Origin of the sequence: Paenibacillus sp. AR247 (assembly GCF_002968895.1) — a bacterium.
Lineage (GTDB): Bacteria > Bacillota > Bacilli > Paenibacillales > Paenibacillaceae > Paenibacillus_AQ > Paenibacillus_AQ favisporus.
The window spans coordinates 59,220-84,212 of sequence record NZ_PCZT01000004.1; the positions used below are offsets into that span (position 1 = coordinate 59,220).

Consider the following 24,993-nt stretch of genomic DNA (forward strand, 5'->3'; position numbering starts at 1 on the left):
GCCGGTGGAACATGTCGGCGGTCATTTCATTGACCACTTTGGACAGTCCATAGCTGTCCTCAGGCAGCTGTGGATGCGCCTCGTCCACGGGCACGTACTGCGGGCTTAAGGGACTGACTGCAAATACGATGCCATAGGACGATTCGCTGGACGCGATCACTGCTTTGCGGATTCCGAGGCCTGCGGCGGCCTCCAGCACGTTGTACGTCGACATGACGTTGTTCCGGAACGTAACTTCCGGCGTGCGGATATGCGCCGCCGGGATCGCCGCCAAATGAACGACGGCATCAGCCCCGGCCAGCGCGCCATAGGTCTCTCCCAAATCTTCAAGATTCGCAACCAGCGTAGGGCAAAGGTTCTCGTCGGGACGCCGGAAGTCCACGTTCAGCACCTCATACCCCTGCTCGATAAAATGACGCACGACCCACTGTCCAAGCATGCCGCTTCCGCCTGTAATGACGACTTTGGCCACAAGTAACGCCTCCTCTTCGCTTCGGTTCAAACCTGGCCGAACCCTTGGCCGGTCCGATTATTTCAGAATGTCTTCGATCCGTTCCTGCACGTCTTCGCTCAGGACGATGCCCGAAGCCTTGGCATTCTCCGTCACCTGCTCCGGACGGCTTGCGCCGACCAGCGCGCTGGCCACGTTGTCTTTGCGCAGAATCCACGCAAGGGCCAGGTTGCCGACGGAAATGCCGAGCTCTTTGGCCACGCCTTCAAGCTGCTGCACTTTGGCAATCTTTTCTTCGGTGATGCCTTTGCGCATCCAATCGAGCTTCGCTGCGCGGCTGTCCTGCGGAATGTCGGAAGCCGACGTGTATTTGCCTGTCAGCAGGCCTTGAGCCAGCGGGGAGAACACCACTTGTCCGATCCCTACGCGTTCGCTGAGCGGCATGACTTCCTTCTCGATGTAGCGCTCGAACATGTTGTAAATCGGCTGGTTGACCACAATGCGGTCCAGCAGATAACGGTCGGCCACGCCGATCGCTTCGGCGATCTGCGATGCCTGCCATTCGCTCACGCCGACGTACAGCACTTTGCCCTGGCGAACCAGGTCGTCGATCGCGCGCAGCGTTTCTTCCAGCGGCGTCTCCGGATCATGGCGGTGGCAGTAGAAAATGTCCACATAGTCATGTCCGAGCCGCTTCAGGCTGGCATTCGCCTGCTCCGTAATATGCTTGCGCGACAAGCCGCGGTCGTTCGGGCCTTCGCCCATCGGCCAGAACGCCTTGGTCGCCAGCACGTAGGATTCGCGCGGATACGCTTTCAGCGCTTTGCCGACCAGCTCTTCCGCCGCGCCTTTTTCATAAACATTCGCCGTATCGAAAAAGTTGATGCCCAAATCGTAAGCCGTTTTGATCGAATTCACCTCAGGCTGGCATTCGCCTGCTCCGTATATGCTTGCGCGCAAGCCGCGGTCGTTCGGGCCTTCGCCCATCGGCCAGAACGCCTTGGTCGCCAGCACGTAGGATTCGCGCGGATACGCTTTCAGCGCTTTGCCGACCAGCTCTTCCGCCGCGCCTTTTTCATAAACATTCGCCGTATCGAAAAAGTTGATGCCCAAATCGTAAGCCGTTTTGATCGAATTCACCGCATTTTCGCGTTCCACGTAACCGCCATATGTAAGCCAGCTGCCCAAGCTGATTTCGCTGACTTTAAGCCCGCTTCTTCCCAGTCTCCGGTATTTCATTCCATCTACCTCCTTGTTGTCCTGTTACCCTTTTCATTCTATAAAAGTTCATATATGATTTAAAGAAGTGAAATGTTTTTCACTTAATTATATCAAGGGTAGATACTATATAGAGTATAGTTATATACATATAAGGAGGAGAGTCTATGGAAACAGTCAAAAAAGCGAGCAGTTACATTCCGAAAAACCCGACGCATATCGAATGCAACATTGAAAAAACACTGGATGTGCTGGGCGGAAAATGGGCCTTTCTCGTCATCCGCGAGCTGTTTTGCGGCACTCTTCGCTTTGGTGAACTGCAGCGCCGTATCCCCAGTGTAAGCCCCCGCGCCCTGACCAGTACGCTGCGCCATTTGGAGGAGCAGGGCGTGCTGGAGCGGGAAGTATTCCCTACCGTACCGGTGACGGTGGAATACTCGCTCACGCCTAAGGGACAGGACCTGCATGTCATCTGCCATGAAATGAAGCTGTGGGCGGCCCGCTGGACTTAAGCAGCTCACGTTTCGGAAATGTCATCAAGAAAAAAGCTCAGGCACTAGGCCTGGGCTTTTTGGTGTTCCCGTAATATCGCAACCATGTAGAAGGCCTTGCGGACGAAGCCGATCACGCCAAACGCCGACAGCAGCGCCAGCCAAATCACGACGCTCGGCATCAGCAGGAAAATTTGCTCCCATTTCAGCACTCTCCCGCCGCCAACGAAGGTCAGGATCTGCGGCAGGCTGATGAAAATCGCAAGCGGGATCAAGGTGGCGAGCATCCGCAGCGAAGTCAGCCAAACGCGGCGCTGACGGGCCTTGTGTTCCCACCGCTTCCAGCGGAAAAAGAATCCCCGCACCCACAGCAGAACGGTCAGCAGCGTCAGCAGCGCGATCCCCGCTTCGATCATGCCTACGGAAATCGCTGACTTTTGCGGCTCCTCCTCACTCAAAATGTCGGCAATGCCTGAAGCAAAGGTGCCATAGTTAACCAGCGCATTCAAACCGCTGCCAAACAGGATGACGATCCCATAGCCGCTCTCCGGCATCAGCAGTTGATCCGCCTGATACGTCCACAAAATGCCGTTATGGCTTAACCTTGCACCGTCCACCGTCCATCCCATACCGTAACGGCTCTCCACACCGGCGGGAACCTCGCGCATTGCAGCGATACCCTCCGGGCTGAGCAGACGTGTTCCCCCATAAGTCCCCCCGCCGAGCTGCAGCATCAGCCACCGTGCCATATCGTTTGCGGTCGAGATATTCCCTGCGGCTCCCTCCACGAACCAATCCGGTTCCTTCAAGGCGACCGGCTGGCAATAGAGCAGCATGTTGCCCGGTTCTTTAAAGGAACTGGTCAACGCGGCGTCCGTCGTACGGCCCATGTGCAGCGGAGCAAAGATGTGCTTTTGCAAATAGTCCGGAAAAGGCTCCTTGCTCACCGTCTCCACGATCAGCGCGAGCAGCTGATAATTGGTGTTATGGTAATGAAACGCCGTTCCCGGGTCGCTGGCGAGCTTGACCCCTTTCAACCGGGCGATCGATTCGCCGAGCGAAGCGGGCTGCGCCGAAAATGCCATTTCCGGAAACACGGTATCGGCCAGACCGCTCGTCTGGTTCAGCAGCTGCCGCACCGTGATCTCCTTCCCCCTCGGATCGTCCATCCGGAAGGACGGAAGAAGGTCCGCCGCCTTGTCTTCCAGGCGGATCTTCCCCGCTTCAACCAGCTGCATGACGGCCAGCGCCGTGATCGACTTGCTCAGGGAAGCGACCGGAAGCGGCGTGTCGGGCGTGACGGCTGCACCGCTTCCGGTTTGCCCGTACCCTTTTGAGTATACGACTTCGCCGTCGTGGACAATCGCGGCAGACAATCCGGGAATCCGGTTCTGATGCATGCGGGTCTCGATGAACCGGTCGATCTGATCCTCCCGGCCTGTCTCAAGCTTGGGAGCTGCTGACGCCAAGCTGGTATAGGCTCCTGAGAAGACGGCTGCCAGGAGCAGCACGAGTATCATTTTTCGGGATATGGAGGCTATGGACCTCCGCTTTTCTTTACTCTTCATCATGAATTGAATTCCTCCTCTTGTATCGTAAGCCCAGTATAGGAGCCAAAACGAAAGAGAAGTTAAAGACAATCCTTAAGAAAGAGTTAAGTTGAACACTACGAAGTTGCATGCTGGAATGCCACAAAAAAGAGGAGCAAGCGCAAAGCTTGATCCTCTCTTGATCTATCCACGCGAACGCAGGATAGGCTACCCGTTATTCGCGGCATAATCCGCATTCGCTTGTTCCAGCATGGTTTTCCAATCCTTAAAGTCGGTCTGCCGGGACACATGCCGATCCAGCAGCTCATCCGGTATTTTATTCAACTCTTCTTGGGTTTCCGCGTGAAAATTGCCATTTTCCAAAAATTCCTGAAAGCTGGCAAACGACGAATGCTTGCGCATAAACGAGCCGTTTAAAAGCTTGTCGAGGGCAATGCGGCCGGATTCTTCCTGCGCCGATTTTTGGCCTTTCAATTCCATCAGCAGATCGTCAAAGGACATGGATTTATTCTTTCTCAGAAGATCACTCCTAAATTGAATTTATGCTCAGTATAACATATCAGGTTTCATTCTATCTCATACCTTTAAAAATCGGGCGTTTCCCCACCCATCGATGCGGGTCAGTTGACTAAATATTCCCAGCGTGTTATGTTGTTTTTGAACTGACCAGTCAGATTAATCCCGTCCAACCGACGAATGAGATGGAAAGGACCGATACACCACCGTGAGCAAAGAAAAGATTCTGCACGCAGCCACCCGCGTCTTCTCCGAATACGGCTACCACCGGGCCAGCATGGATGAGATCGCCCAGCAGGCGCAGGTCGCCAAAGGCACCTTGTACTACAACTTTCCGGGAAAGTCCCAGCTCTTCAAAGCCGTGGTAAAAGCCGGATTCGAGGACATCATGGAGCGGACGAAAACCGACCTTAGCTCCGCGCTTCCGATCAAAGAGCAGATCCTTCGGGTTCTCCGCCACCATCTGGACTTGTTCCTCGACTCCCGCCATTTTGCCCATATCGTGTTCAACGAAATTTCCAACGGCATTGAGCCCGATGTGCTGGATGAACTGAAGCAGCTCCGTCGCGAGCATTTAAGCTTTTTGGCCGGCATTCTTAAAGAAGCCCAATGCGAGGGCGGCGTTATGCGCGACGTCGACGCGGACCTGGCTGCAGCCAGTACGATCGGCATGCTGGAAAGCACATGCAATTATTATTTGAGCCACCAGGAAGAGTACAGCCGCGAAGACCTGGAAAGCTTCGTATTCACGGTCGTCGCCGAAGGTCTGTTTAAGTCGCTTGATTAAGCAGGACCTTTTTTTGCCCACATCAAACTGACCAGTCAGTTCAAAAGATCGCAGCGTGTTAAACAGAAGACCTTTTTAGGAAGCAGAGAGACCGAGACACAGAACTTATTTAGGAAATCAACTCATCCAGAAAAAGATCAGCTCCAGCAGACAAACCTCGTTTACTTGTAGACAGACCTCATGGATCGGAAGTTCTCCAGCGCAATGATCGATAAGCCAGCTTTGCCTAAAATTTAGGTTGTTCTCATCTAAAAAAGAAAGCGACGGTGTTGCTTCATGGAATGGAATGCAAATGGACTGCTCCCTTTGGAATGGTATAAAAAGATGCGCCGGGATTCCCCCGTTGTCCAGTCCAACGACGGGCAAGTTTGGAACGTGTACGGATATGACGATGTAAAGACGGTATTTACGAATCACGATATTTTTTCCTCGTCGGCCTTCCCTGACTCCGAGGACCCGCTGGAGCACAGCATTCTGCGGCAGGATCCGCCCAAGCACCGGCAGCTGCGCCGGCTGGTGACCCAGGCGTTCACGCCGCGCGTCATCGAATCGCTGGCTCCCAAAATCCAGTCGATCACCACCTCGCTGTTGGACGAAGCGGAGAAAAAGGGGCGGATGGACGCCATCGCTGACTTTGCCAGCCCACTGCCGATCGTCGTCATCGCCGAGATGCTCGGCGTGTCGCTGGACCACCGCGAACAATTCAAAGCCTGGTCCGACGCCCTGGTCGGAGACAGCGGCGAAGATTTCTATCAGTGCCAGCGCGAGATGAGCGAATACTTCTCCGAAATTGCCGAGGACCGCAGACGCCATCCGCAGGACGATCTGGTCACCAAGCTGGTCGAGGCTCGAATCGACAATGAGCATCTGACGGACCTCGAGATCATCGGCTTCTGCATCCTGCTCCTCGTGGCTGGCAACGAAACGACGACCAACCTGATCTCCTCGGCGATGCTCGGCATCGACACCCTGCCGGACGTCCGTGCGCAGCTGCTTGCCGACCGCAGCCTCATTCCCGGCGCGCTGGAGGAAGTGTTCCGCTATTTCTCGCCGGTGCAGGTCATGTTCCGCCGCGTGAAGCAGGATACCGTCCTTGGCGGCCAGGAGATGAAAGTAGGTCAATTCGTCCATATCTGGATGGCGTCGGCCAACCATGACGAGAAGGTGTTCGAACGTCCGGAGGAATTTAATATCCACCGCAATCCGAACCCGCACCTGGGACTGGGCAGCGGCATCCATTACTGCCTCGGCTCCCAGCTTGCCCGCCTCGAGTCCAAAATCGCGATCGAAACGCTGCTTGCCCGTTTTCCCGAATACCGCCGCGACCGTTCCGCTGAGCTGGCGCGAATGGACAGCATGATGATGTTCGCGCTGAAGGAACTGCCGATTATTTTGACATAGATACATTGAGCTATAAAAAAAACAGAAAATCCTGCATCCCTGGAGAGGGTGCAGGATTTTTGTCGGCTGACGCAAAGGAAATCCACGGATCGGGAATCCGCAGCTATCGACTGAACTCCTGCTGCCCTTCGGCGCCGGGCTTCCGTTAATCGAATCCCCTGCCGCAATGGTCCGGATTACGATCGGTTTGTCGTTCAGCCACCCGGTTTCGTTTCTTCTCACCGCTTGGCTTCCATCCAGCTCACTTCCAAATGCCACCCATACTTGCCGCCGCCCTCCACGACAGCTGCTGCGGCATCCCGCTTCATGGCATGCGCCAAGTCGTCCAAGAAGCCCGTGGCCGGCTCCAATGCCAGATGATACTGCCCCTGGTAGCCGCCGTAATTCGCCCACACCGACAGGTAAGGCACCTTCTCCTTCGGAAACGTAAAGGTGATTCCTTCCTGCTTGAGCGGATCATAAACGGAAGCCTTTCCTTCCGGCAGCTCACCCGTAAAATAAAATTTCTCGGCCGTCCGCTCTTCACGGCGTCCCGTGCGGTCCAGGCGGCATCCCGGTTGGTTCGAAAAGGGCTGCGGCCACGCCAGCAGATCCCCCCTTTTCCCAAGCCTGTCACGTTCCGAATAGGAGACGGCAATCCCGCTCAACCCTTCGGGACACGATGATCTGCATCCCTTCCTCGATCCGCAGCAGCGGATGGGCCGCCCACAGGAACGCGAACGGGAACGGGCTGAGATTGGTCACCTGATAGTCGATCCGGAGCCGGTCCTCTGCGGCAAAAGAATACGTCTTCTCGAGCCGGTACGGCATCCTCACGCCGTGCACGCAGCATGATAGGTGATCTCCATGTCCCTCGGCCTTCCAGGGAATGGACCAGTTCCAGGGATGCTCCGGATACCGGCATACGTTGATCTCGGGAACATTTCATCCCATCCGCTTCCGTCGCTGTCCGCGAAGGAGCTGGCGTAGCCCGGTTCCCCAGCGCTCCGCCTGCCGGTGCGAGCCATTCCCGGCCGGTCAGGCGGTTGCGGAGGGAGACCATTTTGCTGCCGAGCTCCGGCAGCAGGGTGACCTCCATCGCGGAGGTCCTTCCCGTCCAGGCGTTAAAGCCGTTGATTTGGTGCGGTGTCCAGCTCATCTTTCGCCCCCTTTCCCCTCGGTCTGAGACGTCATATTCCTGTGCGGCATAATTCAAGATGCTGCGCAGCCCCCTGATGATGCGGCTCCAGCGCCAGCGCCTGCCGGAAATGCTCCTCGGCTTCCCGAAATCGGCCCAGACCCAGCTGCCCAAGTCCCATCATGTAATGGCAGTGGATTTCGTTGCGCTTGTGCAGATCGTCCTCAAACACGAGGAAGTCGGGAAGCGACACGGCGAAATAATCGATTTGCGGCCGGTCGAACAGATGCTTTTCCCCGTAGTCGACCAGCTTGTTGAAGCGGCTCCGCGCTTCCGCTTCCCGCCCCAGCCTGCGCAGGGCAGCGCCCTGGTAGAAAATCATGTGCGGCGGCTGGTCGTTGTAATACATGGCGCTTGCCGGCTCCTCCAGCCCTTGCGATGCCTGCAGCAGCGCATTTTGCGCTTCCTCCTGCCGGCCGAGCAGGCCGTACGCAACGCCGAGGTAATAGTCGATATTGTTCTCCTGGACGCCTTCCAGCTTGCCCTCGCCGATGTTCAGCGGGTACTGCTTTGCGAGCAGCAGCTGCTCGGCGGCCTCCTCCGCCCGGCCTTCGTTCAGCAGCCTTTTGGCGATTTCGACACGGGCAGTCACGAATTGGGCCGGCACTTTGCCTTCCCCGCCTTCCCATGGATGGAAGCTGCGGGCCAGAATGAGGCTGAGCGCCTCCTCATGGCGGTTCAGCGTATTGTGCAGCGTTAAGTATTCGAGGTATAGGTCATCCCGAAGCACTACCAGCTCGCGGTGCGCTTCCAGTGCCTGCAGCCGGGACTCCGGCGGGCGGCCGATCTTTTTGTACAGCTGGTCCAGCTCGTAAAAAACGCGCGCGTCCGCCGGGTTCAGCTGAAACGCCGTCTCCAGCGCTGCTTGCGCGTCCACCGGGCGGTTCAGCTTGTTGTAATAGGCGAGCGCCAAGTTGCGGTAAGGCGTCGCAAAGCTGCCGTCCAGCGCCACCGAAGCTTCCCAGCACGCGGCCGCCTCGGCATGGCGCTTTTTGTCATAGAGCAGGTTGCCCAAGTAATACCTTGCTTTGGCATCTCCCGGATGCAGAGCCGCCGCTTCTTGAAGCACGGCGTAATCGTGCAGCGTGTTCGGGAAGCAGTACGCCGGATCCGCCGCAGCAGCCTGCTCATCATAAGCGGCCGCCTGCTCATCCTGTCCGTTTTTTCGGCTCCAGCTCGCCTGATAATAGCGGACCATCGGGTAGACACCCGGCTGGTCCGGTGCTGCGATGCGGCCCAGGACCTCAAGCGCATCCGCGTATTGGCCGGCATCGGCGTAATCCTGAGCCAAAGCGATGTAATTGTGCGCATCGCCGCGCATGAGGCTAGCCAGGCCGTCCAGCGCTTCCTGCGCTTCAGCCGTCCGGCCGGTTTCGCGGTATACGGCGATCAGCTCGTTACGGGCCGCGAATTCCACCGGATCGATGCGGATCGTCTCCCGCACGAGCGTCTCGGCCTCTACGGCGCGGCCCAACCTCCGCAGGATGACGCTTTTCAGATGGCGGGCCTTGTAATGGCGGTACTGGACGTTCAGGGAACGGTCCACCAGCTCGAGCGCCTCGTCGTACTGCCCCTGCCCGCAGGCGATCTGCGCGAGGGCAAAGTATCCCGCCGCCTGCCATGCTCCCGTCCACACGCTCTTGTAGAAGGCGGCGTATGCCTCTTCAAGACGGCCCTGCCATTTGAGCGTCTGGCCGAGATGATAGAACGGCTCGCTGTCATACGGCCTGGCGTTGTGGCGCGTCAGCGTCTCGATCGCTTTTCGGAAATACACCTCGCTGTCCTCCAAGCATCCCCTCCGCAGCAGCAGCAGACCGTAAGCATTGTTCAGCCGGATGTCGCCGGGGTCCCGCTTCAAGCCCTCCAAATAATAAGCTTCCGGCTCACGGGTTGCGTGCCGGTACTGCTCCAGATGCAGTCCCGCCAAATACAGCGCTTCGGTGCTAGGCAGCTGCTCCGGCGCCTCGATGGCTTTGGCCGGATCGGGAACCTGCTCGATCATCTTCGGCATCGGCCGGTAGGAGACCAGCTCCCTTCCATCCACGTCCAGTACGATGACCCGCAGCTCCTCTTCCCGGACTTCGGCGCCAATGTTCACCTCCGCCTGGAACACATCGCTCGGCGACAGCTTCACGATTTTGTCCAGAACGATCTGTCCGGCGCTCTTCAGCAGCACGCGCGCTTGTTCAAACACCGAGGTGGCGTAGACCTGAACTAATGCCTGCCCGTCCGCCGTCTCCAGGTTTACGGCCGCGTCGATGGAGGCGTTTTTGACCAGACCGATCTTTTTATACGGCATAAAATACTGCTTGAAGCTCTTCTCCTCGTACGGCGCGAGCCAGCTGAAGTCCGGCTGGTTGTCGGTGTAGACGCCGGTCATGAGCTCGATGTAAGGACCGTCCTCGTCCGTCAGATTGCGGTCCCATGCCTGGCCGAACTCCCCGTGTCCCCAGGTCCACTGCTTTTTCCCTGGCGACACATACCTGTTCGCAACATGCAGCAGCCCTGCGCCGACGCCGTGGTCGTAACCGCCGACAAAATTATAGTCCGAGTGATAGGCCATGTAGGAGGTGGGAACGGGAATGTTGCTGTATTTGGAAATGTCCACGCCGGCGGAGTAGTCCATTTTATAATACGTGCCCGTGGCGATCGGAAACTTGGACACGTCGCGCTTGCCGTGGTCGAACACCGCATGCACGTCCGGCGGAAACACGGACTGCGTGTGGTCGTTGACCGCAACCGCCGGGTTGGCCCACCACAGAAACGTCTGCGGCGCCGCTGTCCGGTTGTACAGCTGGGCCTGAATTTCGAGGTAGGCTTTGCCCGGATGCAGGGTGAAGCCGGTCGTCACCTTGGTGCCGTACATGCGGTCGATTTCCCCGACCCATACCGTTGCGCTTCCATCCGGATTGCGTTCGATCGTATGCTCCACCTCGCCGAACGTGTTCGGGCGGTGATGCTGCGGCCAGTTGAACTCGATCCCGCCGGATATCCACGGTCCGGCCAGGCCCACCAGCGCCGGCTTGATCACCTGGTTATGATAGACAAAGTCGTACCCGTTCGTCTTGTCGACCGCCCGGTAAATCCGTCCACCGATCTCCGGCATGACCTGGATTTGCACGTACTCGTTTTCCAGGAAGACGATGCGGTACGATTTCGAAACTTTTTCGTCGTAAATTTTATCGATAACCGGCAGCGGATAGACCCGTCCCGAGCTTCCCTGGTACACTCGCTTCTCCAAAAACATCGGGTTCGGATCGGGCTTGCCTGCCTCGTAAGTCGGGATTTCCACCCGCTCCTCCCATACCTTTACTTCTTCAGGCGCTTTGGCCATGCTGACTCATCCTTTCTTTCGCTTGGACGCTTGTATAGTTGGCAATGGTGATGTCTGCATTCGGGAACCTTTCAAAACTCTATCCTCATCTTAAAAGGAAGCGGCGACGCCCTCCATTCACGATCTCATGGGAATGATAGATTATATTATGATTTTTCAGTGTTGATAGGGCGTGTTGAGAGGGAGGTTTCCATTGACAAAGGACACGGTCCAAACCATAGTAAATACTATGGAAAAGATACGAAAACCCGACGGATTCAAATCCGAGAAACTCATCGTCCTGCCGGATCATATTCTGATTGAGGCGTCGTCGCATCCGCTGGTCCGTCCCCTATACGTGACCGATACCGGATACTTCCCGCGCGCGCTGCATCATTACCGGGAGCGGCCCGAAGGCAGCGAAGCGTTCATCGTCATATTTTGCATGGAAGGAGAAGGCTGGTACCGCTTGGGAAGCGGCCGGGCGCAGCCGGTCGGCCAGGGCCAGGCCGTCGTGATTCCCGCGCGGACTCCCCACGCCTATGGCTCGTCAGAGGAGCATCCGTGGAGCATTTACTGGTGGCATTTCAAGGGGGAGCAGACAGAGGCGTTTTTTGAGGGATTTAGTCTGGGACTCGGTCCAGGGCACGAGTCAGGACACGAGTCAGGGCATGAGCCAGAGGCCGAGGAAGCCACTACGCATGTTAGCGAGTCCGATGAATGGAATATCGGTGCGAGCGCTGGCGCGATAGGGGGGCTATCAGACGTTAAGACCGCCCTAGGCGTGGGTGCACCGGGAACCTCGGACGGCGGGGACCTGACAGAGCCGCCTTCCCGTCCGGTTAAAACCGCCGCCTCCCTTCCCGTCACCCTGCCTCCGGACAAAGCGCGCCAGCTGACGGAGCTGTTCCAGGAAGGATATGCGCTGCTGGAGCAGGGATATACGCTGAACCATATCATTTATGTATCGCAGCTGGCGCATCACCTTGCGGCGATTTTGAGGCTGTGCCGGCTGCAGCCGCAGGATGGGATTTTCCGCCACAGCCAGCACGATATCACGCAAACGGTGCGGTATATGATGGACCGCCTGGAGGGCACCGTCACACTGAAGCAGCTTGCGGCTCAGGCGCGCGTGTCGGTTCCGCATTTTACCCAGCGCTTCAAGGAGGCGACCGGCTATTCGCCGATCGACTACTACCTGCGGCTGAAAATCCAGCTGGCCTGCAGGCACCTGGACCTCACCCAGCAAAGTGTGAAGGAAATCAGCCACCGGCTCGGATTTCAGGACCCCTACTACTTCTCGCGCCTGTTCAAAAAAATCATGGGCAAGTCGCCCTCGGAATACCGGGGGACGCGGAAGGGATGAGATGGGGGAGCCAGGTGTCTTCTTTGTCTCAAGTAACTCGGCTCAGCACTACGTCCTGCCCTATAAGAAAAAGACGTCCCCGGGCAATTTCCCCGGGGGCGTCCTTACGTCCACTCTCTTCAGTTCATGCGGCTGAATGGGTCATCGCCTTTTGACCCAGAACCGGCTCGCAAACTACCGCTGGTGAGCTCCATCAGCTGAGGCGGCCTATAACCTGCCGGCCAGCTACCGACCACCAGCCACCACCCGCCTACTCCACCGCCGTCACCCGGTACAGCAGGCTGTCAAAATCACCCCGCAGCGGCAGCTCAATCCCGATGTTCATCAGCGCGCGTCCGCTCCAGCTGCCAGGCAGCCCCTCGATGGCGTATGCCCGGTCCGCCTGCAGCCCCTGCAGGCGCAGCCGCGGCAGCGGTTCGCCGAGGCGCTGCGAATGCAGGAAGGCGAACACGGCGCTGTCCGTGCCGGCTTCATCGATGTACTGCACGGCGGTGACGCCCTTGTGCTGAAGATCGGCCAGCCGGTACTGGCGGCCGAACTGCACAAGCGGGCGGATCGCCTTGTACTGGCGGATGAATTCGCCGGACTGCTCGATCAGCTCGTCGCTCCACTCGTTCAGGTTGGAGCCGATGCCGAGCGTGCCCATCATCGCGCTGTGGAACCGGTACTTCAGCGACACATTCCGCTTGTTCATGCCTGTCGGCGATTCTGTCACCCAGCAGGTCATCATCCGCGGCGCATACGTGTACGAGAAGCCCTCCTGGATGCTTAAGCGGTCGAACGCGTCGGTGTTGTCGCTCGGCCAGGACTGGTCGGCATACCGGAAGATGCCGAGGTCGATCCGCGCGCCGCCGCCCGCGCACGTCTCGAATTCCACATGCGGGAACCGGCGCCGCAGCTCCTCCCAAATCTCGTACAGGCTGTGGACGTGGCGGATCCACAGCTCCTTCTGCCGGTGCAGCGGATGGCCCTTCATCCCCGGCTCGGTGACCGTGCGGTTCATGTCCCATTTGATGAACTTGATGCGGTGGTTCTGCAGCAGCTCGGTCATGAACCGGAGGATATACGCCTTGACCTCCGGCTTCGAAATGTTCAGCAGCAGCTGGTTGCGCAGCTCCGTCCGCGGCCGCGTCTCAAAATGGTACACCCAATCCGGGTGCGCCCGGTACAGGTCACTGTCCGGATTGACCGCCTCCGGCTCGACCCAGATGCCGAACTCCATGCCAAGCTCGTGAACCTTGCCGATCAGCTCTCCCAAACCGTTCGGAAACTTCTCCTTATTCACGTACCAGTCGCCCAGTCCGGCCCGGTCGTGATTCCGCTTGCCGAACCAGCCGTCGTCGACGACGAACAGCTCGACACCCATCCGCGCCGCCCGCTCGGCCAGAGCCATCTGGTCCGCGGCGTTCACGTTGAAATACGTCGCCTCCCAGGAGTTGTACAGCACCTTGCGCGGCTCAGAGCTTGGCAGCACGTACGCGTGCTGGTACTGATGCAGATTCCGGCTCATGCCGCCGAAGCCGCCGGCCGTGTACCCGCCGACAAACCACGGCGCATCGAACGACTCGCCGGCTCCCAGCACCCACTCGCTGTCGAAATCGTTGATCCCGCCAGTCACCCGGACATGATTGAACACCGTTTTCTCCGCGGTAATTTTCCAGTTGCCGCTCCAGGCGAGCGCCCCGAACCAGACGCAGCCGTCCGTTTCCGTCGCCTGGCCTTCATCGACGGCAAACCACGGGTTGGCGTGGCTGTCGGTAAAGCCTCTGCGCGACTCCAGCATCTTTTTCCCCTCGCTCAGCACGTTGCGGCGGAGCTGGAATTCGCCCGACCATTTGCCGGTCACATGCGTCAGCCGGTAATCCCGCAGGTCCGGCAGGCTCCACGCAGCCGACTGGACGCTCTCAAGGACGATGTCCTCCCCGCCGGTATTGACGATGCGTGCGGAACGCTCAATCAGGTCATATTCTGGAATGACCCGGTACAGCAGATGGGCTTCCAGCGGGTAGACCCGGTCCCTCAGCACAATGATCAGCGTCTGCTGGCCGTCCTCCTCGCGGATTTCATGACGCACATAGCCGGCAGAAAGGTCCCGGACGCCGTCCGGCATGCGCACCTTCAGGGAAGGCTCGTCATAGTTAACCCCGCCCCAAAAGCTGAACTCCTCGGCCTCCATATCCACTTCGGCGTCAAAGGAGCTGTGCGACCGCCCTCGCAGCAGCGGCGCGCAGTCGTCGATCGTGACAGGCTCGCCCCAATACAGATGCTGCAGCCGGTCCCGTTCATTGATCCCGAACACGTAGGAGCTGCGCTTCGTATGAATCGTAAAGATCCGGCTTTTTTCCTCAAACTCAAACTGCATGTCTACATTTCCCATCGTCCCTCATCCTTTACCGTTTGAAAATGGATCGTTTCCCGCTAACTTCGGGCGTGCAAGCCATCACGGCCTGCGCCCCGGCAAAAAAAGGGAGGCCAAAGACAAAGGCCGTCTTCTCCTCCCCCGCTTGCGTTATTTAGACTCCGTCCACAGCTGCTGGCGCTTCTTATAGTTCTCGGTGTAGATTTTCTCCAGTTTGGAGAGGCCAGCCGCCTCGACTTCCTTCATCATTTGGTTGTACTGCTCGGTCACCTGCTCTTCGGTCGGAGCCAGGGCCATCTTCAGAAAATATTTGTTGATCGTATCGTTGACCTTCGTATCCATGATTGCTTCCGGCGTGCCGCCCGCAGGTCCCAGGTTGTCGTACGGCGCGGTGTCAAAGGAGGTGTCGGCCAGGTTTTTAATCGCCAGATCGGTCACCGGATCGGACTGGAAGCGGCCGATCAGGTCGTAAGGCGTGCCGTCGGAGCCCGGCCCGTTCTTGATCATCCACGTCCATTTGCGGATGCCCGTTGTCCGGGATGCCTCATCCCAGTTTTTCTTGAACGCATCGAGTACTTCCGGACGCGGCACATGCTTGCCGTCCTTCATATCCCAGTCCTTGCCTTCCACGCCCCACATCAGGAGGTACTGTCCCTCCTCGCTGGCCAGGAAGTCCAGCAGCTTCATCGTGCGTTCCGGATCCTTGTTCGAGCGGGTGATCGCTACGCCGTCCCAGCCCAGGGAACTTTTCGGACCGTACGTCGTCTGGTCGGCGCTCACGCCCGGAGCCAGCACTTTATATTGATAGAACTGGCGCTCGTCGGCTTTGGCCGGATCGGACGCCTCCGATTTCAGCAGCGAGTTGGGGTTGCCCACGTTCCACAACGCTTCGGCCGTAGCGAACACGTTGCCGCCCGCCAGCTTCTGCTCGAACTGCTTCGTTTTCATCGTCGCCCATTCCTTGTCGAGCAGTCCTTTACGGTACAAGGAGTTCAGGAATTTCACCATCTCCAGGTAACGTGGATCGCGGATGTCCTTCTTCAGCTCTCCGTTCGTTTCATAATACGGCATCATGCCGAACATGCCTTTGAAGGTGCCGGATACGCTGCCGATATTTTCGCCGTTCAGCGTCATCGGGATCGATTCCTTGCCGTCGATCGTCGGATATTTCTCCTTGAACTTCACCAGGAGGTTCTCGAACTCTTCCGCCGTAAACGGCTCGCCGTTGTTCACTTTATCTCCGACGCCGAGCTCCTTCATCATATCCATACGCATCATAAAGCCGAAGACCGGATATTTCTCCAGACCGTACCAATTGGCAAAATAATAGTTTTTCCCGTCGTCGTTTTTCGTTTTGGCCAGGGTGTCGCCGTACATTTCTTTAATATGCGGACCGTACTTGTCGATCAGATCGTTCAGCGGGATAATCGCGCCCGATGAAATATATTTGTTCATGATGTCGCTGCCGCGGTCCAGCATGACGACGTCCGGCAGGTCGCCGCTCGCCAGCATCAGGTTCAGCTTCTCCACCGGGTTGCCGGTCGGCTGCTGAATTTCGACCGTGACGCCGGTCTTTTCCGTAATCGCTTTGGCCACCGGGTTGTTGAACGCATCCCCCGTATTTTTATCGAACCACGTCAGCGTGATCGGCGCATTGCTGTCCGCGGCCGCGCCTTTGTCATCACCGGATGCCGCTTTCTCGCCGCCTCCTCCGCCGCAACCGGTAAGCGCTGTCATAACGAGGGCTGCCGCGAGAATCCCTTTGATCGTTTTCATTGCCTGAACCCCTTTCTGAAGTCGTCATATTCTTGTTCCCGAATACATGTCTAATTGTAAAAACGGGGAGTTCAATTAGCTATAACGCAATATTACAATTCATAATGGAAAACGTCTTTCATCGTTTCAACGCGGCTCCTCATCCCGGTGCTTTTGCGGCAGACGGAGGCGGATCGAGCGGTATCCGGATCGTGACGGCGGTGCCGATTCCAGGTTTGCTGAACATGGACACCCCGTATTCCCCGCCATAAGTGAGCTTGATGCGGTCATCCACGTTTTTGATTCCGTATCCGGAAACTCCGGAAGGACTGTCGCTCTTCTGCATCGCCTGGTCCAACTGCTCCGCCGTCATCCCGGCGCCGTCGTCAATGACCTGCAGCAGCATGTCACGCCCGTTCCGCTTCAGCTTGACGTTAATGTTAACGCCCGACTCGTCCCACATCGCGTGGTTGATGCAGTTCTCGATAAAAGGCTGCAAAATCAGCTTGATCGTCGTCCGCTGGAACAGCTCTTCATCGAGGTCGTAGTGCATATGCAGCTTGTCCCGAAAGCGGATGTCCTGAATCGCCACATAATTTTTGACGAGATTGATTTCCTGCTCCACCAGGATGATCCGCTTTCCCTTGTTCAGCGACACCCGGTAGTACTTGGCCAAATAGTTGACCATGCGGTAGACCTGCCCCGCCCCCTCTTTCAAGGCCAGCGAAGAGATCGACGACAGTGTGTTATACAGAAAATGCGGATTGATCTGCGCCTGCAGCGTATTCAGCTCCGACTCCTTCATGGCGATTTCCTTCACGTACACATCCTGGATCAGATTCTGGATCGTTGAGGCCATTTTATTGAAGGCAAAGGACAGCTGGCCGATCTCGTCATGCCCCATCGGTTTGATGGAGAGGCGGAAGTCGCCCCGTTCTACTTTGCGGATCTGCTGCAGCAGCACTTCGATCCGTTTGGTCAGCACCTTGGTGGTGAAATACAGCAGCAGAATGGCGATGCTGATCGTAATCGCGGAGAACCAGATGATTTTTCCCGTAGCCTTGTTCGTGTTGGACAACAGCTCGTCATACGGCACGGTAATGACCGTACTCCAGCCGTTGCTCAGCTTGTTATAGGTGAAAAAACGCTCCTGCCCGTTCATTTTTAAGTCAAAATGACCCGATTTCCCGCTCAGCTCCGTTTGAATGGGATAGAGGTCGTACAGCAGGCTGGAAGCCAGGTTCTGATCCCCCGTGCTGATGATCCTTCCGTTTTCGTCGATAATGTAGACGCTTTTGTTGTTGTTTTCCATCTTAATGAGGGAATACAGCTCGTTGTCGCTGATGTCCAGCGTTAAAATGCCGTAGGGATGCTGCAGGCTGAAATAACTCAGCGAACGGGCCAGCGTAAAATGCGCATCCGGCGCCGTGTAGTCATCCGTATGGGTATAAACGGTACTTCCGGCGGCCTTCAGCGCCTTTTCCTTGATTTCGGCGGGCAGCTCCTCCATATATTTCACGTACTGGCCGTCGGAGTACAGCGTTTTGTTGTCCGTAAAAATCGTGATGTTCTGAATGTTGGAATTCAGCGTCACCAGCGAGGGCAGCGTGCGGTTGATATATTGAAAAGCATCCAAATAATAAAAGGCCTGCTCGTAATCCGTCGATAAATAATTGCGCAGCTGGGCATCCATGTACAAAATGTTCGACAGCTGGTTGTAATATTCCAGCCGTTTCTCCACGTTTGTGTTGATCTGGGCCAACGTCACATTGAGCGCGGTATAGGTCTGCTCCGTAATCGTGCTGCGAGTCGACGTATACGAATAATAGATCAGGATGGAGAACGGCAGAATAATGACGATCAGAAAGATGAGGAAAAATTTGTGCCGCAGGCGCGGGCGGGCCAGCCTGCCCGTTCGGGTGAACGGAATGCGCGCGGCGAGTTTATCCCAGAAGGAGATGTTTTCGGTATTCATTCGGCGTGACTCCTTGGTTTTTTACGAATAAAGAAATAAAGTAAGACGTGCTCTCGTACCCCACCATTTGGGCGATGTCCTGCACCTTCAGCGATTCGTCCGCCAGGTAAGCCTTGGCCTTGTCGAGGCGGATTTGGGTCAGGTAGTCGTGAATCGTCATCCCCGTTTTCTCTTTAAAAATGGAACGCAGGTAGTTCGGCGACAGGTACACCTGGTCCGACAGGCTGTTAATCGTAATCGGCTGATGGAAGTTCTGGTCGATCATCGTCCGCACCTGATGCACCAGCTTGGCGTTCTTGTCCGCAAACCGCTGCCGGACCGAGTCCGCCGCCTGCTTGGCGTAGTCCATCACCAGCGCTTCAATCTCGTAAATGGTTTGACAGCCGTACACGGTATGATACAGCTCCGCACGCTTATGGCTTTCCGCAATCGGCTCGTGAATATGCTCCAGCAGGTGCTCGATCCAGCCGATGGCCGCGCCGCACACCCGTTTTTCACAACCCTCAGCGCCACCAGCTTGGTGATTTGCTCACTTAAAATCTCACCCGCCCGGTTCAGATCATGCCCGTCCAGCGCTTCGATCCATTCCTTCTCCGCAAGCACCGGCGTCTCCCCACCCTTGGACTGCTGAACGTCCTCCGGCCCGATCACTTTTCCCTTTCCCGTGTAAAATAGCTCCGCTAATATGACCCGTGTTTGCCGGTACAGCGCCTGAATTCCCGTCAACGATTCCTCCTGCGGCGCCGTGGCGATCGTTACCGTAAAATGCAGCGATTGCCGAACTCGCTCCAGCAGGTCGTTCCAACCATACTCACCCGGCTTGGCCGCAGCGTCCATAAATAGGCCCATCTCGTCTTCTTTGAACAGGACGATGTCGGCGTCTATTCGTTTCTCGGCCAGCCATTCCCCGATCAGCTCGGACACCTGGTCGCGTCCGTCTTCCACGGATACGCTTTGTGCCTCGGCGCTGATGCCGTCCAGCTGCAGCATGGCCAATGCGTACTTCTGACCCTCCGGGTGGCGCGATAGCCGGCGAAAGCTGGCGGCCAGATTTCCGGTGCGCTCCGCATCGGATTCATGGACCAGCTCCTTCAAAATATGAGAGCGGGTCACGCGGATCGAACGGTTCTTCATCCGCACTTCCTCGCATTGATGCTTTACTTTTTCGATAACGCTTACAATTTCACTGAGATCGAGCGGTTTTAGCAAATACCCGACGGCTCCCACGTTCAAGGCCGATTTGACGTATTCAAATTCGTCGTGCCCCGTCAGGAACACGAGCTGCATCCAGTCATAACGCTCCCTTATATGCCGCGCCAGATCCAGGCCGTTCATCAGCGGCATTTGCACGTCGGTTAGCACAATGTCGGGCTGGATCGCCTCGATCTTCTCCACGGCATCCCGTCCATTGACGGCCGTGCCTGCGACATAGAGCCCCATTTCTTCCCAGCGAATATAGTCCCTCATCATCTCAAGCTCCAGCTCTTCGTCGTCCACCAGAAAAATGCTGTACATGGTCTACCCCTCCAGTCCCCTTTTGCTGCATCTACATTCTCTATTATTATAGTGGTTTCCCGTTACTTAACTACGGGTCCTTACAAATGTAAGTCATTTTCAAGCATCTTTCGTTACAATGGCGTATCGACACTCATTTTTTGCGGGTTTTATAATTTGAGTTAACTTAAGATGCGAGGTGCCCCCTATGAAAACCGAACTGGCTTTACAGAAAAGATCGGAGCTCCCGATCCCCCGGCGCAAGCTGTGGGTGACCGTCAAACAACAGAAGTATCTGTTCCTCATGATGCTGCCCGCGATCGTCTGGGCGCTCATCTTCGCTTATACGCCCATGGTGGGGCTGTACATGTCCTTTGTCAATTACCAGCCGACGCTGGGCGGCTTCTGGCATACGCTGTTTCACAGCGAATTTGTCGGATTCAAGTGGTTCCAGTACTTTTTCAACAACGGCGACTTTCTCATCGTCATGCGCAACACGCTGGCGTCGACTTTAATTACACTGCTGTTCTCATTTCCGATGCCAATCCTCATTGCCATCGCCATCAACGAAATCCGCAGTGTTCGCTTTAAAAAGACGGTGCAGACCGCATCGTACCTGCCATACTTTATTTCCTGGGTTATTGCGGCCAATATTATCGTGACGCTGCTGTCCTCGGACGGCGCAATCAACGGTATATTGAAGTTTCTGCATATTACGCGTGAGAGCGTTTTATTCCTGCAGCATGGCTCCTACTTCTGGTGGATCGTCGCGATCGGCAACACGTGGAAGGACATGGGCTACAACTCGATCATGTATCTGGCCGCCATCTCCTCCATTAACCAGGAGCTGTACGAAGCCGCCAAGGTCGACGGTGCCAGCCGTTTCAAGCAGATCCGTTACATCACGCTGCCGCACCTGAAGCCGACGATCGTCATTTTGCTGATCCTTGCCCTCGGCGGCATTCTAAATGCCGGCTTTGACCAGCACTTCCTGCTCGGCAACGATTTGACGCGCGACTACTCCGATGTGCTGTCTACCTATTCGTTCCGCTACGGTATTCAGAACGGCATGTTCTCTTATGCCTCCGCCGTCGGTATGTTCAGCTCCGTCGTCGCTTTTATCATCGTCATCATCGTCAACGGCATCGCCAAGCGGCTCAACGGCCAGTCTTTATTCTAATCGACCCGGGAGGTTTACGATATGAAAAACAGCAAAACGGTCCCCGAGCATCTGTTCGATGCCTCACTGTACGTCTTTTTGGCCATCATCTTCCTGGCGACGTTCTATCCGTTCTGGAACATCTTCATCATTTCCCTGAACGACGCGACGGACACGTTAAAAGGAGGGCTGTATTTCTGGCCGCGCGTGCCGACCTTTGAAAGCTACATGACCATCTTCCGCAACCCGGAAATTTGGAGCGCCATCAAAATCACCGTGCTGCGGACGGTCGTCGGCACCGCTGTGTCCATCTTCTGCATCTCCATGCTGGCCTACGCGCTCAGCAAACGGAACCTGATCGGCTGGAAATACTTCTCCTTCTTTTTCGTGTTCACGATGTATTTCGGCGGCGGCCTGATTCCGACCTATATGGTCATCAAATCCGTCGGGCTGATCGATTCATTCTGGGTGTATATTTTCCCTGGCCTGATCGGCGTGTTTCTGATGATTCTGGTTCGGACCTTTATCGAGCAAATCCCCGGTGAGATCGAGGAATCGTCCAAAATCGACGGTGCGAACGACCTGCAAATCTTTTTCCGCATCATCATGCCGCTCTGCGTTCCCGTGCTGGCCACTATCGGGCTATTTCTGGCCATCGGCCACTGGAACTCGTGGTACGATTCCTACGTGTACACCTACAAGCCGGAGCTGAAGACGCTGCAGGCCGTGCTGGTCAAGATCCTGAACCAGTTCCAGACGGCCAGCATGATGTCCGACGCCCAGCAGCTGGCCCAAAGCTCCAAGCGCATCCCGGTATCGAGCGAGAGCATCCGGATGGCGGTGACCATGGTCGCCACGCTGCCGATCATTCTCGTATATCCCTTCGTGCAGCGGTATTTTGTGAAGGGGATCATGATGGGGGCGATCAAGAGCTGAGGAAGGACTGGGTGTGTGCGGGGATGGCAAAACCGAATGTGGCATGTCGACGAAGCGTGTATTTGTGAGTGGCTTGGCTGTGGCCAAGCTGTCTAGATGGCTGGCGAAACCCAGACGTTTGGCGCGTGGAGTGAGTGCGAGTGGTGAGTGAGTGGAGGAAACCCAGATGTTTGTGCGTGGGAGGGGCGGGATTGGGGTTTCAGCCGCTGTTGAGACCGGGTTCCTTCGAATTGATAAGGTGGTTGGAACCCGGTCTCAAAGGCGGCACGTAGACTTTCCACCCCAATTCCCCGCCTCCTCTTGGAGCCACTTTTCCGTTGACTTCCACGTTTGTGAGGCCCTTCCCATCTCTTGATGGGGAAGGAATAGGCTCGTTCCGGACGGCTTTGACCGTGAACTCGCTTGAGAATGATCAGCGCCTGGCCCCTGGCCAGGCTGCTTTGTGTTTTGGTACGGCGAACTTGGCTGGACTCGGAAACCACAAGTCCGGGGGATGATTGGCGAAACCCAGACGTTTCGTGAGTGGGAGGGGCCTCTTCCCCATCTCACGATGGGGAAGGAATAGACTGATCAGCGCCTGGCCTTTGGCCAGGCTGCTTTGATTTGCTTAAAGCCATTGTTTTATTGCATCCATGTATAGAGCAAAGTTGAAAGATATCATGTCATCTTGGATTCGCTCCCTTTAGTTTAATCACCAGCCGTTAGGCTTGCCACCTGGAACATGCGTATCATATCGATCACCTTCTCGATCATGCTTCCCCTGTTCATTCAACTACTCCGTCAGGCGCACCGCGCCACCGGAGTAGTTGAACTATCCGAACAAGGAGGAACGCGCAGCGGCAAATCCTTGTTCGGATATCAGGGTATGATAGGCTTGTGTAGGGGGGCATGTTCAACCCCAAGGTCGGGATTTCCGAGTAGCCGAAATCAACCACGCCTTTAAAAAAAGCCGACGGCTGCAGGCTTCTCATATGGAGTGTTTCCCTGAAACAGATCTGACTCGATTGGTCGTTCCTTAGGTTGCTTTAGGCAACCTAATTTAAACCTAATTTAATAGAAACAAATTATCGCTTGATTTATGCCTCTCATTATTAATAGAATTGGGGGTAAAAGTAAATTTTTAAATCTGCAGCATACTTTACATGATTGGTCAGAACGAAGGGGGATAAAGTGATGAATCGACTCGTATACCTTGCGGCCGCAGTCCTCATCGTGGTCGGCTTGGGGATTTTCTACTTTTCACCAAAAAACTTTAACGCTCCAAGAAGCTGTACTGTATAAGCTCGATACCAACCGTGTTGCGTCCATTGAAATCATCAAACGCGATCAGCAGGGTGAGCACACCAAAAATGTAACGAATTCGGAAGAAATCAATGAAATATTAAACTCACTTTCTGCGGCGAAATTAAAAAAGTCCGGATCATCAGACATTCAATTTACCGAATCCTACTGGATAACCCTGAAAACAAAGGACAAGGGAAGTGCTTACGGGCTGACTCTCTATGACAACGACTATATAAATACTTTCGAATACAACGCCGCCGTGCCTAAAAAAGCATCTAGGTCATACAAAATTACGAACGACTTCGATACTGCAGCTATTCGAAATGTATTTAAATAACTGTTGTTTGCATGACCGGCCCCTTTTATTGTGAAATGAAAAGCAGTTGCCTCTTGGCCACCTCAGTAAGGATCAAATCCGTCCTTCCTCAATGGACAATTTCATACTTTGTCTTACAAAAGAAGGACTCGATACATTACATTCTCCTGCTGGCGGATCGACTCTAAAATCCCTGTATCTAGTACTATTACCACATATTTTTACTATATATTGAACTCAACAGTTTGGAAAAGATATGTACTTCTGTCCACAATTTAAAAGACAAAATCTGAATTTGTTCATCATATGTAGACAGTCTAAATAACTGTGAACTCGCTTTATCACAGACCATTCAGCTGTCCCCTATATAATCCAGATTTTTGGACTATCCGTTGACCACCCGACGGTCCGGTTATCAAACGGAATGTTACCGATATTTGCTTCAGGAAAATTCACCCAAGTTGAACAGCACGTTTTCCCGCCCTCCCCAAATTGTGGTAAGATGTCAGTAATTATGGTATGGGCGGCATACCGCCTGTCATGATCCTTACAATTCCGTTCTAACGATGATGCACCCACCACTAAAAAGGAGGACAATCATCATGAAGAAGCTGCTTGACCACTTGTAACGTGAACTCGTCGTTCGCTGGAGCATCCGAATTCGTGGACCGCCTCTTGTAAGCATGACCCAACTCCAAATTAATATAAAAAAGGGAGGCTGTACCCGGGATGAGAAGCGAACGAGAAATGTTGGATTTGATTTTGAATGTAGCCAAAAGCGACGAGCGTATCCGGGCCGTTGGGATGAACGGCTCGCGCACGAATCCGAAAGCGCCGAAGGATGTTTTTCAGGATTACGATATTGTATATGTCGTGACTGATGTGGGGTCTTTTATCCAGGATCCCGACTGGGTTAACGTATTCGGCGACCGGATCGTCATGCAAAAACCGGAGGAGATGAAGCTCGTTCCTCCGGCTATGGACGGATTTTATCCGTATCTTATGCTGTTCACGGATGGCAATCGGATTGACCTGACCCTTTGCCCGATCGATAAAAAGGATGACTGGAACGGCGGTGACCGCTTGGCCGTGGTGCTGCTCGACAAAGACCAGAGCCTGCCGCAGCTGGCGGAGCCTACGGATCAGGGGTATTGGGTACAGCAGCCGACCGCTAAATTATTTGCCGACTGCTGCAACGAGTTTTGGTGGGTCTCGCCCTACGTCGCCAAAGGCTTGTGGAGACAGGAGATCCTGTATGCGCTCGACCATTTGAACATCATCCGGGAGATGCTGGTCAAGATGCTCGAATGGCAGGCCGGCTTCCTTACCAGGTTCTCGGTGAGCACCGGCAAAAACGGGAAGTACTTAAAGGGATACATTCCGAATCGAGCTGGGAACAGCTTTGGCCACCTATCCAAAAGGCCAATACGAAGATGCTTGGAACG

The 24,993-nt window shown here is 55.6% G+C and carries 20 protein-coding genes; 8 read left to right on the top strand and 12 right to left on the bottom strand.

What is annotated here, in order from left to right; all coding sequences use genetic code 11:
- A partial coding sequence (locus CPT76_RS03535; protein WP_146116146.1) for an NAD-dependent epimerase/dehydratase family protein occupies window positions 1-472 on the bottom strand: 472 nt, incomplete at its 3' end.
- A gap of 57 nt (window positions 473-529) precedes the next feature.
- Complete coding sequence (locus CPT76_RS03540; RefSeq protein WP_258168052.1) at window positions 530-1,690, bottom strand: aldo/keto reductase family protein; 1,161 nt, start codon at window positions 1,688-1,690, stop codon at window positions 530-532.
- A gap of 146 nt (window positions 1,691-1,836) precedes the next feature.
- On the opposite strand from CPT76_RS03540, the gene CPT76_RS03550 reads away from it, so the two are divergent.
- Window positions 1,837-2,181, top strand: coding sequence for a winged helix-turn-helix transcriptional regulator (locus CPT76_RS03550; RefSeq protein WP_076175611.1), 345 nt, complete (start codon window positions 1,837-1,839; stop codon window positions 2,179-2,181).
- 44 nt (window positions 2,182-2,225) lie between these two features.
- Here the strand turns inward: CPT76_RS03550 and CPT76_RS03555 are convergent, their stop codons facing one another.
- On the bottom strand, window positions 2,226-3,731 hold the full coding sequence (locus tag CPT76_RS03555) for a serine hydrolase domain-containing protein (RefSeq protein ID WP_105441944.1): 1,506 nt from the start codon (window positions 3,729-3,731) through the stop codon (window positions 2,226-2,228).
- A 186-nt stretch (window positions 3,732-3,917) separates the two neighbouring features.
- Complete coding sequence (locus tag CPT76_RS03560; RefSeq protein WP_105441945.1) at window positions 3,918-4,211, bottom strand: hypothetical protein; 294 nt, start codon at window positions 4,209-4,211, stop codon at window positions 3,918-3,920.
- A 223-nt stretch (window positions 4,212-4,434) separates the two neighbouring features.
- On the opposite strand from CPT76_RS03560, the gene CPT76_RS03565 reads away from it, so the two are divergent.
- On the top strand, window positions 4,435-5,013 hold the full coding sequence (locus CPT76_RS03565) for a TetR/AcrR family transcriptional regulator (protein ID WP_105441946.1): 579 nt from the start codon (window positions 4,435-4,437) through the stop codon (window positions 5,011-5,013).
- 276 nt (window positions 5,014-5,289) lie between these two features.
- Window positions 5,290-6,414: a cytochrome P450 gene (locus tag CPT76_RS03570; RefSeq protein ID WP_105441947.1), complete on the top strand. Its 1,125-nt coding sequence runs from the start codon at window positions 5,290-5,292 to the stop codon at window positions 6,412-6,414.
- A gap of 218 nt (window positions 6,415-6,632) precedes the next feature.
- Here CPT76_RS03570 and CPT76_RS38840 read toward each other — a convergent pair whose 3' ends face one another.
- From CPT76_RS38840 to CPT76_RS03580, 3 genes are all read right to left on the bottom strand, one after another.
- Window positions 6,633-7,061: an aldose 1-epimerase family protein gene (locus CPT76_RS38840; RefSeq protein ID WP_258168053.1), complete on the bottom strand. Its 429-nt coding sequence runs from the start codon at window positions 7,059-7,061 to the stop codon at window positions 6,633-6,635.
- On the bottom strand, window positions 7,027-7,224 hold the full coding sequence (locus CPT76_RS38845) for a hypothetical protein (RefSeq protein ID WP_258168054.1): 198 nt from the start codon (window positions 7,222-7,224) through the stop codon (window positions 7,027-7,029). The genes CPT76_RS38840 and CPT76_RS38845 overlap by 35 nt, the downstream gene beginning before the upstream one ends.
- A 359-nt stretch (window positions 7,225-7,583) precedes the next feature.
- A complete protein-coding gene (locus CPT76_RS03580) occupies window positions 7,584-10,925 on the bottom strand; it encodes a DUF5107 domain-containing protein (protein ID WP_105441948.1) in 3,342 nt (1,113 codons plus the stop codon).
- A 193-nt stretch (window positions 10,926-11,118) separates the two neighbouring features.
- On the opposite strand from CPT76_RS03580, the gene CPT76_RS38230 reads away from it, so the two are divergent.
- A complete protein-coding gene (locus tag CPT76_RS38230) occupies window positions 11,119-12,270 on the top strand; it encodes an AraC family transcriptional regulator (protein ID WP_258168055.1) in 1,152 nt (383 codons plus the stop codon).
- 250 nt (window positions 12,271-12,520) lie between these two features.
- On the opposite strand, the gene CPT76_RS03590 is transcribed toward CPT76_RS38230, so the two are convergent.
- From CPT76_RS03590 to CPT76_RS03605, 5 genes are all read right to left on the bottom strand, one after another.
- Complete coding sequence (locus CPT76_RS03590; protein ID WP_374954599.1) at window positions 12,521-14,647, bottom strand: alpha-galactosidase; 2,127 nt, start codon at window positions 14,645-14,647, stop codon at window positions 12,521-12,523.
- 132 nt (window positions 14,648-14,779) lie between these two features.
- Window positions 14,780-16,405, bottom strand: a complete 1,626-nt coding sequence (locus CPT76_RS03595) for an ABC transporter substrate-binding protein (RefSeq protein WP_105441949.1) — start codon at window positions 16,403-16,405, stop codon at window positions 14,780-14,782.
- 139 nt (window positions 16,406-16,544) lie between these two features.
- Complete coding sequence (locus CPT76_RS03600; RefSeq protein WP_105441950.1) at window positions 16,545-18,359, bottom strand: cache domain-containing sensor histidine kinase; 1,815 nt, start codon at window positions 18,357-18,359, stop codon at window positions 16,545-16,547.
- On the bottom strand, window positions 18,328-18,750 hold the full coding sequence (locus CPT76_RS38850; protein WP_258168056.1) for a helix-turn-helix transcriptional regulator: 423 nt from the start codon (window positions 18,748-18,750) through the stop codon (window positions 18,328-18,330). The genes CPT76_RS03600 and CPT76_RS38850 overlap by 32 nt, the downstream gene beginning before the upstream one ends.
- Window positions 18,708-19,874, bottom strand: a complete 1,167-nt coding sequence (locus tag CPT76_RS03605) for a response regulator (protein ID WP_258168057.1) — start codon at window positions 19,872-19,874, stop codon at window positions 18,708-18,710. Before CPT76_RS03605 ends, CPT76_RS38850 begins: the two co-directional genes overlap by 43 nt.
- A gap of 187 nt (window positions 19,875-20,061) precedes the next feature.
- Here CPT76_RS03605 and CPT76_RS03610 point away from each other — a divergent pair, with 187 nt between their 5' ends.
- From CPT76_RS03610 to CPT76_RS03630, 4 genes are all read left to right on the top strand, one after another.
- Window positions 20,062-21,033: an ABC transporter permease gene (locus CPT76_RS03610; RefSeq protein WP_105441951.1), complete on the top strand. Its 972-nt coding sequence runs from the start codon at window positions 20,062-20,064 to the stop codon at window positions 21,031-21,033.
- A gap of 21 nt (window positions 21,034-21,054) precedes the next feature.
- Entirely contained in the window at window positions 21,055-21,948 is an 894-nt protein-coding gene (locus CPT76_RS03615) for a carbohydrate ABC transporter permease (protein ID WP_105441952.1), read from the top strand.
- 1,192 nt (window positions 21,949-23,140) lie between these two features.
- Window positions 23,141-23,569, top strand: coding sequence for a DUF5301 domain-containing protein (locus CPT76_RS03625; protein ID WP_105441954.1), 429 nt, complete (start codon window positions 23,141-23,143; stop codon window positions 23,567-23,569).
- 708 nt (window positions 23,570-24,277) lie between these two features.
- Window positions 24,278-24,993, top strand: a 716-nt coding sequence (locus tag CPT76_RS03630; RefSeq protein WP_105441955.1) for an aminoglycoside 6-adenylyltransferase, incomplete at its 3' end; no start/stop codon positions are given.